The sequence below is a fragment of the Streptomyces sp. NPDC058246 genome (assembly GCF_042881985.1).
Lineage (GTDB): Bacteria > Actinomycetota > Actinomycetes > Streptomycetales > Streptomycetaceae > Streptomyces.
The window spans coordinates 41,558-55,201 of sequence record NZ_JBHVWZ010000035.1 but is presented as its reverse complement, the minus strand read 5'-3'; the positions used below and the strand labels follow the sequence as shown (position 1 = coordinate 55,201).

Sequence of the window (13,644 nt, the reverse complement as noted above, 5' to 3'; positions counted from 1 at the left end):
GCCGCATAGGTCCCCCTGAGAGCACGGGTGCGCCGCAATAGGCACTCCTGAGAGCACGAGTGCGCCGCATAGGCAGGCACTCCTGAGAGCACGAGTGCGCCGTATCAGTTCAGGGCTGGATGCACGGGTGCGCCGTCGGAGCGTCGGCCGTCGCGTGGCTACCGGCCGGATGTGGCTGGTCGCGCCGTTCCTCGCGCCCTTGATTCGCCCGCCGGGAGTCGCACGGTGAACGCCGTCGATCCCGGACGGCTCTCCAGCGCCACCGTTCCCCCGTGCGCCTCGACCACCGCGGCCACGATCGACAGGCCGAGGCCCGCGCCGCCGCCCGCGGCGGCGACTTCGGCGCGGCGCCGGTCGGCTCGGGTGAAGCGTTCGAAGACGCCGGGCTGGACGTCCGCCGGGACTCCCGGGCCGTCGTCGTGGACCTTGAGGACGGCCATGGCGTCGTCGGTCTCCAGCGACACGGTGACCTTGGTGCCCACGGGTGTGTGCAAACGCGCGTTGGCCAACAGGTTGGCCAACACCTGTTGGAGCCGGTGTGCGTCGCCCGTGACGGTGACCGGCTCCTCCGCCAGCTCCAGGGCCCAGCCGTGGTCGGGGCCGGCGGCCCGGGCGTCGGTGACCGAGTCGAGGACCAGGTGGGTGAGGTCGACCGGGACCCGTTCGAGGGGGCGCCCGGCGTCGAGGCGGGCGAGGAGCAGCAGGTCGTCGACCATCTCGCCCATCCGCGCCGACTCGGCGGCGATGCGTTCCAGGGCGCGGGTCACCTTCGGGGGCACCTCGCCCGGGTGCAGCAGGGCGAGTTCCGCGTGGCCGCGGACCGAGGCGACCGGTGTGCGCAGCTCGTGGCTGGCGTCGGCGGCGAAGCTGCGCAGCCGTTCCTCGCTCGCGTGCCGTTTGGTCAGCGCGTCCTCGACATGGCCGAGCATGCGGTTGAAGGCACCGGCGAGGCGGCCCACCTCACTGCGCGGGTCGGACTCCGGGGCGCGCGGTGGCAGCGCGACCTCGCCGCTGGCGAGCGGGAGCTCGCTGACCCGGGTCGCGGTCGCGGCGACCCGGCTCAGCGGGCGCAGCGACCAGCGCACCCACAGAGCGCCGGCCACACCCGCGACGGCGAGAGCCGCGCCGAAGACGGCGGAGGCCACCAGTTCCAGTCGATGGACGGCGGACGTGACCGGCTCCATCGGCAGCCCGGTGATCAGGACGTCGCGGTCGAGGCCGGGCGACGCCATCACCCGGTAGTCGCCGAGCGCCGACAGGCAGATGGTGTGTCCCTGGCCGTCGACCGGGACCGCGGCCAGGTCCTTCCTGTCGGCGACTGTCACGGGCACGTTCACGGCGGTCGCCTTGTCGCCGGAGGGTACGACCGCCGCGTTGGTGACGGTCTGGCCCACCAGCCGAACGCCGAGGGTCCCGGCGCTCTGGTTGCGCGTGTCGCCGTGTTCGTCGCCGTCGTGGTCCGAAGGCTTCACGGGACCGTGCTCCAGGCTGGCGGGGAACCGCGCTCCCACGTCGTGCAACTGCTGGTCGAGGCGGCCGGTGAGGAAGCCGTTCAGTTCGTACACGGCGGCCACCCCGACGGCGGCGCAGCTGACGGCGAGCAGCACCACGAGCCCGGCGGTGAGCCGGGCCCGCATGGTCCGCGGACGCGGCAGCCGGCGCACGCCCGCCCCCAGCCACGCACCCCGCGCCCTCAGCCACGACCACGGCCGGCTCGCCCACGACCACCGGCGCGGGCTCAGCCGCGACGACTCGCCCTGGCTCGCCCACGGCCGCCGGCGCGGACTCATCGGGCCGCCGCCGGCTTGATCACATATCCGGCGCCCCGGACCGTGTGGATCATGGGGTCGCGGCCCGCGTCCACCTTCTTGCGCAGATACGAGATGTAGAGCTCGACGACATGGGCCTGGCCGCCGAAGTCGTACGACCAGACGCGGTCGAGGATCTGCGCCTTGCTGAGGACCCGGCGCGGGTTGCGCATCAGGAAGCGCAGCAGCTCGAACTCGGTCGGGGACAGCTCGATCAGTTCACCGCCGCGCGTCACCTCGCGGGCCTCCTCGTCCATGACCAGGTCGCCGACGGTGAGGCTCGGTCCCTCGTCGAGCTGCCGGGCCATGCCCGCGCGGCGCAGCAGCCCGCGCAGCCGGGCGACGACCTCCTCCAGGCTGAAGGGTTTGGTGACGTAGTCGTCGCCACCGGCCGTGATCCCGGCGATACGGTCCTCGACGGCGTCCCGTGCGGTGAGGAAGAGCACACAGACGTCCGGTTTCACGGTGTGCAGGTCGCGCAGCACGTGGAAACCGTCGGTGTCCGGGAGCATCACGTCGAGGACCACGGCGTCGGGCAGCAGCTCGCGCGCCTCACTGACCGCAGAGGCGCCGTCGCCCGCCGTGCGCACCTCCCAGCCCTCGTAGCGCAGGGCCCCGGAGAGGACCTCGGCCAGGTCCGGGTCGTCGTCGACGACGAGGACGCGTACGGGGGTGCCGTCGGGGCGGGTGAGCGCGGGCCGGCCGTTGCCTCGGGAGCGGGGAGTGTTCATGTCGCCTTCCAGCATCGCTCCTTCCGGAGGCCACTCCGTTCCCCGGTGCCTCTGAGTTTCCTCTGAGTCGCCTCTCCGCCCCCTTCTAAATCGCCTGTCCACCCCCTTCTGAGGTGCCTCTCCGCCCTCGCTGAGTCGCCTCCGCCGCGCCCGTCCGTACCGCTCCCGGCCTCCTCCGAGCCTCCCGTCCACACCGCTCCCGGGCGTCCCCGAGCCCCCGCCCACACCCCCTCTCGGCCTCCCCCGAGCCGCCCTCCCCACCCCGCTCGGGTTCGACCGAGGCGCCGTCCGCGCCGCTCTGGGTTTCCTGTGAGTCCTCGTTGAACACCCCTGTTCAGAGGTTCCTCAGAAGTTCCGGACGCACAGTTTCCTCCCGGACAGCCGGAAGGACGGACATATGACCACGGTGTACGAGCGGGCAGCCCCTCCGCGCCCCACCCGAGGACGCAGGCGGCCCCGCCCCTCGCCCGCCGGGCCGCTGCTGGCCCTGCTGTGGGCCGGCGCCGCCGCGGTCATCGCCCTGTGGTGGACCGACACGCGGTCGGTGGTGGGCCTCGCCGGATGGCTGAGCGACGCCGGGCGGATCGCCGGGCTGCTGTGCGGCTACAGCTGCGCGGTGCTGGTCGCGCTGATGGCCCGGGTACCGCTCCTGGAGCGGCGCATCGGCTCCGACCGGGTGGCCCGCTGGCATGCCATGGCGGGCCGGTACACGGTCTGTCTGCTCGTCGCGCACGTCACACTGATCCTCTTCGGGTACGCGGCCCAGGACGGGTCGGGCATCGTGCACGAGACGATGAGCGTGGTGTTCGACTACCCGGACATGCTCAAGGCCTCCATCGGCACGCTCATCCTGTTCGCCGTCGGGATCACTTCGGCGCGTGCGGCGCGCCGCAGGATCAGCCACGAGTTCTGGTACTACGTGCACCTGCTCACCTATGTGGCGGTCTTCCTGACCTTCTTCCACCAGCTCTCCCTCGGCGCCGACTTCGTCGGCAACAGCGTCGCCCAGGCCGCCTGGTACCTGCTCTACCTGGGCACGGCCGCGCTGGTGGTGTGGTTCCGGCTGCTCGTCCCGGTGCGGCTCAACCGGCGCCACCAGTTGCGGGTGGAGTCGGTGTACCGCGAGTCTCCCGGCGTCTTCTCCATCGTCGTACGCGGGCAGCGGCTGGACGAACTGAACGCCCAGGCCGGGCAGTTCTTCCGCTGGCGGTTCCTCGCGCAGGGGATGCGGTGGACGTCCACGCCGTACTCGCTGTCCGCGCCGCCCCGGCCCGACCAGATGCGGATCACCGTGAAGGCGCTCGGTGACCACAGCGCCTCCGTGGGGATGCTGCGGCCCGGCACCCGGGTGTGGGCGGAGGGCCCGTACGGCTCGCTGACCGCCGAGCGGCGCACCTCGTCGAAGTCGCTGCTGATCGCGGGCGGCGTCGGCATCACCCCGCTGCGCGCCCTGTTCGAGACGCTGCCCGGAGACGTCACCCTGCTCTACCGGGCGCGGACGGCCGAGGACCTCGCGCTGGGTGCCGAGCTGGAGTCCATAGCGAAGTGGCGCGGGGCGCGCGTGCTGTACGCGGTCAACGGCGCCGACGGCGCCCGTCCGCGGTTCGACGCCGAGACCCTGCGGCGGGCCGTGCCCGGCCTCGCCGCGCACGACGTGTACCTGTGCGGTCCGCCCGCGATGGCGCGGGACCTGTACGGGGCGCTGCGCGCCGCCGGTGTCCCCGACCGCCGTATCCACCACGAGTCGTTCGAGCTGTGAGGCCGCCTTGCACGCCCTGAAGAAGAGCCGTCCGATGCGCCGCGTGACGCTGGCGGCCGCCACCACCGTCACCGGTGTCGTCCTGCTGCTGTCGCTGAAGCCGCACACGCCGCCGACACTGGCGCAGGCGTCCTCGTCAGCCGGCCGGTCCCCGTCGCAGTCCGCGCAGTCGCCCTCGCCCGGAAGTTCCGCGAGCTCCCCCAAGAGCGGCACGGGCACCAAAACCGCGACCGGTGACACGGTCCAGACCCGTTGGGGCCCGGTCCAGGTGCGCGTCACGCTGAAGAACGGAAAGATCACCGACGTCACCGCGGTCGCCTACCCCTCGGACAACCCGAGGGACCAGGAGATCAACAGCTACGCGCTCCCGCAGCTCAGGAGGGAGGCACTGGCCGCGCAGAGCGCGCAGATCGACTCGGTCTCCGGCGCCACGTACACGAGCGACGGATACAAGCAGTCCCTCCAGTCGGCACTGGACTCGGCGGGCCTCTGAACGCGCGGCCGTCGTGGACCGTATCTCTGGGCCAGGGGGCCCCTCCCCTCGCCCCGATCCCACGGACGAACACGGAGGAACCGTGTCCACGATCGCCGGTGGCCGCGCCGCGCGGCGCCAGACCATGCGCCGTATCCGCCCACGACGCTCGCCCGCCGTCCCGCTGCTGCTCGCCGTCTGGGCGGGCGCGGCCGGGGTCATCTGGCTGTGGTGGAACAACACCCCGTCCATCGCGGACGACAACAGCAGGATCCTCAACGCGGGCCGGATCACCGGACTGCTCGCCGGCTATCTGATGGCGCTCGTGGTGCTCCAGATGGCCCGGGTGCCCGCCCTGGAGCGCCGGGTCGGCTCCGACCGGGTCGCGCGCTGGCACGCCATGAGCGGCCGGTACACGATCTGTCTGGTCCTCGCCCACCTCTTCCTGACCATGTGGGGCTACGCCCTGCAGTCGGGCAAGGGACTCGGCCAGATCGTGCAGCAGACCGTCGACTCGGTCAACCAGCTGCCCGACATGGGCAAGGCCGCGATCGGCACGGGTCTGCTGGTGCTCATCGGGTTCATCTCCGTCGGCGGGATCCGCCGGCTGATTCCGTACGACACCTGGTACCACGTCCACCTGCTGACCTACGCCGCCGTGTTCCTGACGTTCTGGCACCAGCTGTCCACCGGCAACGACTTCGCCGTGCAGCCCGCCGCGAAGACCGCCTGGTACGGGCTGTACGGGTCGGTGACGGCGCTGGTGATCTGGTACCGGATCCTCGCGCCGATCCGGCTCAATGTGAAGCATCGGATGCGGGTCGAGGCGGTGATCGAGGAGACGCCCGGCATCGTGTCGGTGCTGATCAGCGGCCGGAAGCTGCACCGGATGGGTGCGGAGGCCGGGCAGTTCTTCCGCTGGCGCTTCCTGGCGCCCGGGATGCGGCTCAGCTCCCACCCGTACTCGCTCTCCGCGGCGCCCCGCCCCAACATGCTCCGGATCACCGTGAAGGCGATCGGCGACCACAGCGCCGCGCTGCGCGACCTGGAGCCGGGCACCCGAGTCTGGGCCGAGGGCCCCTACGGGGCACTGACGGCGGGCAAGCGCAGCCGCGGCAAGGTGCTCCTGGTGGCGGGCGGCGTCGGCATCACGCCGATGCGGGCGCTGTTCGAGACGCTGCCCGGCGCGTCCGGCGACCTGACCCTGCTCTACCGGGCCAACAGCACCCAGGACCTGGCCCTGTGGGACGAGCTCGCCGCCATCTCCAAGGAGCGCGGCGCCCGTCTGATGTACGCGGTGAACAGCCCCGACGGGGAGCGCCCGGACATCTCGGCGGACACGCTGCGCCGGAAGCTGCCGGACATCGACCGCCACGACGTGTTCATGTGCGGGCCGCCCGGCTTCGCGCAGCAGGTGTACGAGGCACTGCGCGGCGCGGGGGTCCCCGCCCGCCGCATCCATCACGAGTCGTTCGAGATGTGAGCGACGGGAGCCAGGAGCGATGAAGAAGAGCCACCCCATTCGGCGCGCCATGCTCGCCACCGCCGCCACCGTGTCCGGCGTCGTCCTGCTGCTGTCGCTGAAGCCGGCCTCCGATCCGGCCGCGGCGTCGGCGGCGGGCGGCGCACCGCAGCAGACGGCGGCCGGGCAGGAGTCGCCCCAGGGCGGCAGCGCGTCGCAGACAGGCGCGCAGACCGTCACCGGCGATGTCGCCCAGACCCAGTACGGGCCCGTCCAGGTACGGCTCACTCTGAGCGGCGGCAGGATCACCAAGGCGGAGGCCGTCCAGGCGCCCAAGGGCGGCACCAGCGACCAGAAAACCGCCGCGTCCATCCCCAAGCTCAACCAGGAGGCCGTCGCCGCGCAGAACGCGGAGATCGACGCGGTCTCGGGGGCGACCTACACCAGCGGCGGGTACAAGCAGTCCCTCCAGTCCGCACTGGACAAGGCCAAGGCAGCCGGTGGCAGCGGTACGTCGGGATCCGCCGGGTCGGCAGGGTCGTCGGGTTCGTCCTCGTCGCCCCAGGCCCCGGCCACGCAGGCCCCCGCCACACAGGCCCGCACCGTCACGGGAAACGTGGCCCAGACCCAGTACGGGCCCGTCCAGGTCCGGCTCACGCTCACCGGCGACAAGATCACCAAGGCGGAGGCGGTCCAGGCGCCCAGCGGCGGAACCAGCAGCCAGAAGACCGCCCTGGCCATCCCCAAGCTGAACCAGGAGGCAGTCGCCGCCGGGAGCGCCGCGATCGACACCGTCTCCGGCGCCACCTACACCAGCGGCGGCTACAAGCAGTCCCTCCAGTCGGCCCTGGACAAGGCCGGTGGCTGAGTCCGCGGAGGCGCCGCCCGCGCTGCGCCACGCCGAGGAAGTCATGGGCACGGTCTTCTCCTTCGATGTACGAGGAGGGGAACCGACTGCCGTCCAGGCGGCCTTGGAGGGGGCGATCGCCCAACTCCACCGGGTGGACGAGCTGTTCAGCACCTACCGCGAGGAGAGCCAGCTCTCGCGTCTCGCCCGCGGTGAGCTGCGGGTCGAGCAGTGCGATCCGGAGATCGCCGAGGTGCTCGCTCTGGGCGCGCAGGCGGAGCGGACGAGCGAGGGCTGGTTCAGCACGACGTACCAGGGCCTGCTGGACCCGACGGGGATCGTGAAGGGCTGGGCGACCGAGCGCGCGGCCCGGCACATCGCCGCGGCCGGGGCGAGCGGCGTGAGCGTGAACGGCGGCGGCGACGTCCAGCTGTACGGCGTGCCCGGACCGCACCGCCCGTGGCGGGTCGGGGTGTCGGACCCGCTCCGTCCGGGTTCCCTCGCGGCCGTGGTCTCGGCCTCCGGCGTCGACGAGCTCGCCGTCGCCACCTCCGGCACGGCCGAGCGCGGCACCCACATCGTCGACCCGCGCACCGGCAAGTCCGCGGTCTCCGACCTGGTCGCCGTGACCGTGGTGGGCCCCCGCCTGACGTGGGTCGACGCCTGGGCGACGGCGGCGTTCGCGATGGGCTCCCGCCAGGCCCTGGACTGGCTGGAGTCGCTTCCGGACATCGAGGCCCTCCTCATCACGGCGGGCGACGAGGTCAGGTGCACGGGAGGGCTCGCTCAACGACTGGGGTGACTGCGGCCCCGTCGGGGGCGCGGGGAACGCAGGAGCGACCACGGACAACCCTCGGCAAGCACGCGGACATACGGAAGTGGAGGTGCGCCCCGGTCCGGGGTGCACCTCCACCGTCGTACACGTCAGTGATCGTTCTGAGCCAACCGCAACAGATGATCGGCGAGCGCCTGCCCACCCGAGGGATGACGACTGATCAACATCAACGTGTCGTCCCCGGCGATGGTGCCCAGGATGTCGTGCAGCTCCGCCTGGTCGATGGCCGAGGCGAGGAACTGCGCGGCCCCGGGCGGGGTGCGCAGCACCACGAGGTTCGCGGAAGCCTCCGCGGAGATCAGCAACTCCGCGGACAGCCGTCGCATCCGCTCCTCCTTCGCCGACTCGCCCAGCGGCGCGCGCGGGGTACGGAAGCCGCCCTCGCTCGGTACCGCGTAGATGAGGTCGCCGTCGTTGTTGCGGATCTTCACCGCGTTCAGCTCGTCCAGGTCCCGGGAGAGCGTCGCCTGTGTGACGTTCAGCCCGTCGTCGGCGAGGAGCTTCGCCAACTGACTCTGGGAGCGCACCGGTTGCCGGTTGAGGATGTCCACGATCCGGCGGTGGCGTGCGGTGCGGGTCTGCGGCACGGCAGGCCCTGCGTGCTCGTGGTCCTGCGCCTGACTCATCGTCGTCGTCCCATTTCTCAGGATCATCCGTCCCCGTTGGCTGCGTCGAGGACACCGGGAAGGGCCCGGAGGAACGCGTCCACTTCGTCATCGCCGAGGTTCAGCGGCGGCATCAGCCGTACGACATCGGGGGCGGGCGCGTTCACCAGGAAACCGGCGTCCTGAGCCGCCTGCTGCACCTGGGGCGCGAGCGGCTCGGTGAGCACGATACCCAGGAGCAGCCCCGCACCCCGGACATGGTCGATCAACGGGTGCCCGAGTGACTCGATTCCGTCCCGGAGTGTCTCGCCCGCACGCTTCACGTTTCCGAGGAGTCCCTCGGACTCGATCGTGTCGAGCACGGCGAGTCCGGCGGCGCAGACGACCGGGTTGCCGCCGAAGGTCGTGCCGTGCTGGCCGGGCTTCAGCAGACCGGCGGCCCGCCCGAAGGCGACGGTGGCGCCGAGCGGCAGTCCGCCGCCGAGACCCTTGGCGAGCGTGACGACGTCCGGCAGGACGCCCTCGTGGGCCTGGTACTCGAACCAGTGTCCGGTGCGGCCGATGCCGGTCTGCACCTCGTCCAGGACGAGGAGGGCACCGGTGGCGGCGGTGATCGCGCGGGCTGCCTTGAGGTAGCCGGCGGGCGGGACGACCACGCCGTTCTCGCCCTGGAGGGGCTCGATGATCACCAGGGCGGTGTCCTCGGTGACCGCTTCGGCGAGCGCCTGCGCGTCGCCGTACGGGACATGCGTGACGTCGCCGGGCAGCGGCAGGAACGGCTCCTGCTTGCCGGGCTGGCCGGTGAGCGCGAGGGCGCCCATGGTGCGGCCGTGGAAGCCGCCCGTGGTGGCGACCATGTGGGTGCGGCCGGTGAGCCGGCCGATCTTGAAGGCGCCCTCGTTGGCCTCGGCGCCGGAGTTGCAGAAGTACACCTTGCCGTCGCGGCCGAACAGCTGGAGGAGCCGTTCGGCGAGCGCGACGGGCGGCTCGGCGACGAAGAGGTTGGAGACATGGCCGAGGGAGGCGATCTGCTTGCCGACGGCCTCGACGATCGCCGGATGGGCGTGCCCGAGCGCGTTGACCGCGATCCCGCCGACGAAGTCGAGGTACTCCTTGCCGTCGGCGTCCCACAGCCTGGCGCCCTCACCCCGGACCAGCGGCAGCCTCGGGGTGCCGTAGTTGTCCATGAGCGAGCCCTGCCAGCGCTCGGTGAGTTCCTCGTTGGCGGTCATCCGGCATCCCCCTCTGCATCGGGATTCGCGTCCGGCACGACCATCGTGCCGATCCCCTCGTCGGTGAAGATCTCCAGCAGGATCGAGTGCTGGACCCGGCCGTCGATGACGCGGGCGGTGGTGACGCCGTTGCGCACGGCGTGCAGACAGCCCTCCATCTTCGGCACCATGCCGCTGGCCAGCTCGGGCAGCAGCTTCTCCAGCTCGGAAGCGGTGAGGCGGCTGATCACCTCGTCGCTGTTGGGCCAGTCCTCGTAGAGGCCCTCGACGTCCGTGAGGACCATGAGGGTTTCGGCGCCAAGTGCCGCAGCGAGTGCCGCAGCCGCCGTATCAGCATTGACGTTGTAGACATGTCCGTCGTCCTGGGAGCGGGCGATCGAGGAGACGACCGGGATCCGGCCGTCGCCGAGCAGCGCCTCGATGGCGCCGGTGTCGATCTCGGTGATCTCGCCGACCCGGCCGATGTCGACGAGTTCGCCGTCGATCTCGGGCTGGTGCTTGGTGGCGGTGATGGTGTGCGCGTCCTCGCCGGTCATGCCGACGGCGAGCGGCCCGTGCTGGTTGAGCAGCCCGACCAGCTCGCGCTGCACCTGTCCGGCGAGGACCATGCGTACGACGTCCATGGCGTCCTCGGTGGTGACGCGCAGACCCGCCTTGAACTCGCTGACGATGCCGTGCCGGTCGAGGGCGGCACTGATCTGCGGGCCGCCGCCGTGCACGACGACCGGCTTGAGGCCCGCGTGGTGCAGGAACACGATGTCCTGCGCGAACGCCGACTTCAGCTCCTCGTCGACCATGGCGTTGCCGCCGAACTTCACGACGACCGTCTTGCCGTTGTGCCGGGTCAGCCAGGGCAGCGCCTCGATGAGGATCTGCGCCTTGGGCAGAGCGGTGTGTTTCCTGGTCACATTGCTCATGAGGAGTACGCGCTGTTCTCGTGGACGTAGTCGGCGGTGAGGTCGTTGGTCCAGATCGTCGCGGTCGCGCCGCCGGCGGCGAGGTCGGCGACGATATGGACCTCGCGGTAGCGCATGTCGACGAGGTCGCGGTCCTCGCCGACGCCGCCGTTCTTGCAGACCCAGACGCCGTTGATGGCGACGTTCAGCTGGTCGGGCTCGAAGGCGGCTCGGGTGGTGCCGATGGCCGAGAGGACGCGGCCCCAGTTGGGGTCCTCGCCGTGGATCGCGCACTTGAGGAGGTTGTTGCGGGCGATGGAGCGGCCCACCTCGACGGCGTCGTCCTCGGTCGCGGCGTTGATCACCTCGACCTTGATGTCCTTGCCGGCGCCCTCGGCGTCCCGGATGAGCTGCTGCCCGAGGTCGTCACAGACCACCCGTACGGCCTCGGCGAACTCCCCGTATTCCGGGGTGACTTCGGAGGCGCCGGAGGCGAGCAGCAGCACGGTGTCGTTGGTGGACATGCAGCCGTCGGAGTCGACGCGGTCGAAGGTGGAGCGGGTGGCGGCACGCAGCGCCCGGTCCAGTACGTCGCTGTCCACGTCGGCGTCGGTGGTGAGCACGACCAGCATGGTGGCGAGGCCGGGGGCGAGCATCCCCGCGCCCTTGGCCATCCCGCCGACGGTCCAGCCGTCGCACGTGTGGACGGACGTCTTGTGCACGGTGTCGGTGGTCTTGATGGCGATGGCGGCCTTCTCGCCGCCGTGCGGGCTGAGGTGGGCGACGGCCTGGTCGACGCCCGGGAGCAGCTTGTCCATGGGCAGCAGCACGCCGATGAGGCCGGTCGAGCAGACGGCGACCGTCCCCGCGCCCGTCTCCTCGAATCCCGCCGCGTTCAGGGACTCGGCGACCTTCTCCGCGGTGGCGTGGGTGTCCTGGAAGCCCTTGGGCCCCGTACAGGCGTTGGCGCCACCGGAGTTGAGGACGACGGCGGACAACTGGCCGCTCTTCAGCACCTGTTCCGACCAGAGCACCGGGGCGGCCTTCACGCGGTTGGAGGTGAAGACGCCCGCGGCCGCGAGACGGGGCCCGTTGTTGACCACGAGGGCCAGGTCCGGGTTGCCGTTCTCCTTGATCCCGGCGGCGATACCGGCCGCCGTGAATCCCTGTGCTGCCGTGACAGTCACTGCATCTCCTTGTTCGCACCGCCGTGGTGGCGGCTTGTGTCGCTGTCGTTCGCCCCGCCGCGGTAGCGGCTCATGTCACCGTCACCCGTGCGGCGGGGAGGTGCTGCCTTCGTCGTCTGCGGCCCGGTGGCTGCACGTGCGTCGCTCACGGTGCGACTCCGATCGTGGAGAGACCCAGCTCCTCGGGAAGCCCGAGGGCGATGTTCATGCTCTGGACGGCACCGCCCGCGGTGCCCTTGGTCAGGTTGTCGATGGCGCTGATCGCGATGATGCGGTGCGCCGCGGCGTCGTACGCGACCTGGACCTGAACGGCGTTGGAACCGTAGACGGACGCCGTGGCGGGCCACTGCCCCTCGGGCAGCAGGTGCACGAACGGCTCGTCCGCGAACGCCTTCTCGTACACGGCGCGCACGGACTCGGCGGTGACGCCGGACATGGCCTTGGCGCTGCACGTGGCGAGGATGCCGCGGGGCATCGGAGCGAGGGTGGGCGTGAAGGAGACGGTGACGGGCTCACCGGCGGCCGCGCCGAGGTTCTGGATCATCTCGGGGGTGTGCCGGTGGACGCCGCCGACGCCGTACGGGGACATGGACCCCATGACCTCGCTGCCGAGCAGATGCGCCTTGGGCGCCTTGCCCGCGCCGGAGGTGCCGGACGCGGCGACGATCACGGCCTCGGTCTCGGCGAGCCCGGCGAGGTACGCCGGGAACAGCGCGAGCGAGACGGCCGTGGGGTAACAACCGGGCACCGCGATGCGCTTGGACCCCTCCAGCGCGGCGCGGGCACCCGGCAGTTCGGGCAGGCCGTACGGCCAGGTCCCGGCGTGTGCCGAGCCGTAGAACTTCTCCCAGTCGGCCGGGTCCTTCAGCCGGAAGTCGGCGCCCATGTCCACGACGAGGACGTCCGGACCGAGCTGCTCGGCCACGGCGGCGGACTGCCCGTGGGGCAGCGCGAGGAAGACGACGTCATGGCCGGCGAGCACGTCGGGGGTGGTCTCCTGGAGGACGCGGTCCGCGAGCGGCGGCAGATGCGGCTGGAGCGCGCCGAGGCGCTGACCCGCGTTGGAGTTGCCGGTCAGAGCGCCGATCTCGATCTCGGGGTGCACCAGGAGCAGACGCAGCAGTTCTCCGCCCGCGTACCCACTCGCTCCCGCCACTGCCGCACGTACCGTCATGGAACCCTCCTCTTGGATGGCATGACTATACGTTTCTCTGCACGTTTATGCAATCCCCTGTATGTGAGGCGCCGATCCGCCGATCCCCTGTCCATGCTGCGGCGGCCACGACGCGACTGCCGCCCGGGGCGCCGAGGGAGGCCTTGCGGGCTGCTGGAAGGTGCCGAGTGCGGCTGATGAACCGAGTGCGGCTGATGAGTGGTGCGAGGACGAGGGGTAGTGGCGATACTCCAGCTCACGCCGTACGCGGCGAGGTGGCGGTCGGCGCCGTGGGGTGGAAGCCGCGCCCCTGCCGTCGGCGCTGATGGTGGCCCGGTCGGCGGGGCCCACGTGCGATCTCGACGAGTACGTATACGAGGGCGCTGCCGGCCGAGGGTCCTGGGCGCCGAGGGGCTGCCCGACGCGGAGATCGCCCGGCCCCCGCATCACGCCCGGGACCGCCATGTCAGGACACATGTCAGGACACACGTGGGGCATCCGCCGGCCGAGCTGCCCGACGTTCCGCGCGCGTGATCGCGTGCGGTGGGTCGTCCTCGCCCACCGCACCGGCCTGGTGCCGGGCCGTAGCCCGACTGAGGAAGCGGTCAGGGACGCTTGTCGGACCGCTCCGGCTTTACTGCTCTGGCTTTTCTGCTG

The 13,644-nt window shown here is 71.5% G+C and carries 13 protein-coding genes; 5 read left to right on the top strand and 8 right to left on the bottom strand.

Annotation, left to right across the window (positions count from 1 at the left end; translation table 11 throughout):
* Positions 1–158: 158 nt before the first annotated feature.
* Together ACFVXA_RS34400 and ACFVXA_RS34395 are read right to left on the bottom strand one after the other, a co-directional pair.
* Positions 159–1,637 (bottom strand): HAMP domain-containing sensor histidine kinase, encoded by a 1,479-nt coding sequence (locus ACFVXA_RS34400; protein ID WP_362021125.1) that lies wholly within the window; start codon positions 1,635–1,637, stop codon positions 159–161.
* A 149-nt stretch (positions 1,638–1,786) separates the two neighbouring features.
* Entirely contained in the window at positions 1,787–2,539 is a 753-nt protein-coding gene (locus tag ACFVXA_RS34395; protein ID WP_362021122.1) for a response regulator transcription factor, read from the bottom strand.
* Positions 2,540–2,936: 397 nt separating this feature from the next.
* On the opposite strand from ACFVXA_RS34395, the gene ACFVXA_RS34390 reads away from it, so the two are divergent.
* The 5 genes from ACFVXA_RS34390 (at position 2,937) to ACFVXA_RS34370 (ending at position 7,881) form a co-directional block, all read left to right on the top strand.
* Positions 2,937–4,298 carry a ferric reductase-like transmembrane domain-containing protein gene (locus ACFVXA_RS34390; RefSeq protein WP_389469289.1) on the top strand — a complete coding sequence of 454 codons (1,362 nt, stop codon included), beginning with the start codon at positions 2,937–2,939 and terminating at the stop codon, positions 4,296–4,298.
* A 7-nt stretch (positions 4,299–4,305) separates the two neighbouring features.
* Positions 4,306–4,791: an FMN-binding protein gene (locus ACFVXA_RS34385; protein WP_390028208.1), complete on the top strand. Its 486-nt coding sequence runs from the start codon at positions 4,306–4,308 to the stop codon at positions 4,789–4,791.
* 124 nt (positions 4,792–4,915) lie between these two features.
* Complete coding sequence (locus tag ACFVXA_RS34380; RefSeq protein ID WP_362021119.1) at positions 4,916–6,253, top strand: ferredoxin reductase family protein; 1,338 nt, start codon at positions 4,916–4,918, stop codon at positions 6,251–6,253.
* A gap of 19 nt (positions 6,254–6,272) precedes the next feature.
* Positions 6,273–7,100, top strand: a complete 828-nt coding sequence (locus tag ACFVXA_RS34375) for an FMN-binding protein (protein WP_362020864.1) — start codon at positions 6,273–6,275, stop codon at positions 7,098–7,100.
* Entirely contained in the window at positions 7,093–7,881 is a 789-nt protein-coding gene (locus tag ACFVXA_RS34370) for an FAD:protein FMN transferase (RefSeq protein WP_383907296.1), read from the top strand. Before ACFVXA_RS34375 ends, ACFVXA_RS34370 begins: the two co-directional genes overlap by 8 nt.
* Positions 7,882–8,003: 122 nt before the next feature.
* On the opposite strand, the gene ACFVXA_RS34365 is transcribed toward ACFVXA_RS34370, so the two are convergent.
* Genes ACFVXA_RS34365 through argC form a run of 6 tightly spaced genes read right to left on the bottom strand, consistent with a single transcriptional unit; the run spans position 8,004 to position 13,008 of the window.
* Entirely contained in the window at positions 8,004–8,540 is a 537-nt protein-coding gene (locus ACFVXA_RS34365; RefSeq protein WP_362020858.1) for an arginine repressor, read from the bottom strand.
* Between the two features lie 23 nt (positions 8,541–8,563).
* Positions 8,564–9,751, bottom strand: coding sequence for an acetylornithine transaminase (locus ACFVXA_RS34360; protein ID WP_362020855.1), 1,188 nt, complete (start codon positions 9,749–9,751; stop codon positions 8,564–8,566).
* Entirely contained in the window at positions 9,748–10,668 is a 921-nt protein-coding gene (gene argB, locus ACFVXA_RS34355) for an acetylglutamate kinase (RefSeq protein WP_390028207.1), read from the bottom strand. The genes ACFVXA_RS34360 and argB overlap by 4 nt, the downstream gene beginning before the upstream one ends.
* Entirely contained in the window at positions 10,665–11,834 is a 1,170-nt protein-coding gene (gene argJ, locus ACFVXA_RS34350; protein ID WP_390028206.1) for a bifunctional glutamate N-acetyltransferase/amino-acid acetyltransferase ArgJ, read from the bottom strand. The genes argB and argJ overlap by 4 nt, the downstream gene beginning before the upstream one ends.
* Complete coding sequence (locus tag ACFVXA_RS34345) at positions 11,831–11,983, bottom strand: hypothetical protein (protein WP_390028205.1); 153 nt, start codon at positions 11,981–11,983, stop codon at positions 11,831–11,833. The genes argJ and ACFVXA_RS34345 overlap by 4 nt, the downstream gene beginning before the upstream one ends.
* Positions 11,980–13,008: an N-acetyl-gamma-glutamyl-phosphate reductase gene (gene argC, locus ACFVXA_RS34340; RefSeq protein ID WP_383907285.1), complete on the bottom strand. Its 1,029-nt coding sequence runs from the start codon at positions 13,006–13,008 to the stop codon at positions 11,980–11,982. The genes ACFVXA_RS34345 and argC overlap by 4 nt, the downstream gene beginning before the upstream one ends.
* Positions 13,009–13,644 lie beyond the last annotated feature (636 nt).

Coding starts and splice junctions, on each gene's coding strand:
- ACFVXA_RS34395 (WP_362021122.1), bottom strand. CDS start 2,539: ATGAACACTCCCCGCTCCCGAGGCAACGGCCGGCCCGCGCTCACCCGC.
- ACFVXA_RS34360 (WP_362020855.1), bottom strand. CDS start 9,751: ATGACCGCCAACGAGGAACTCACCGAGCGCTGGCAGGGCTCGCTCATG.
- argC (WP_383907285.1), bottom strand. CDS start 13,008: ATGACGGTACGTGCGGCAGTGGCGGGAGCGAGTGGGTACGCGGGCGGA.
- ACFVXA_RS34380 (WP_362021119.1), top strand. CDS start 4,916: ATGCGCCGTATCCGCCCACGACGCTCGCCCGCCGTCCCGCTGCTGCTC.
- ACFVXA_RS34365 (WP_362020858.1), bottom strand. CDS start 8,540: ATGAGTCAGGCGCAGGACCACGAGCACGCAGGGCCTGCCGTGCCGCAG.
- ACFVXA_RS34375 (WP_362020864.1), top strand. CDS start 6,273: ATGAAGAAGAGCCACCCCATTCGGCGCGCCATGCTCGCCACCGCCGCC.
- argB (WP_390028207.1), bottom strand. CDS start 10,668: ATGAGCAATGTGACCAGGAAACACACCGCTCTGCCCAAGGCGCAGATC.
- ACFVXA_RS34390 (WP_389469289.1), top strand. CDS start 2,937: ATGACCACGGTGTACGAGCGGGCAGCCCCTCCGCGCCCCACCCGAGGA.
- ACFVXA_RS34400 (WP_362021125.1), bottom strand. CDS start 1,637: ATGCGGGCCCGGCTCACCGCCGGGCTCGTGGTGCTGCTCGCCGTCAGC.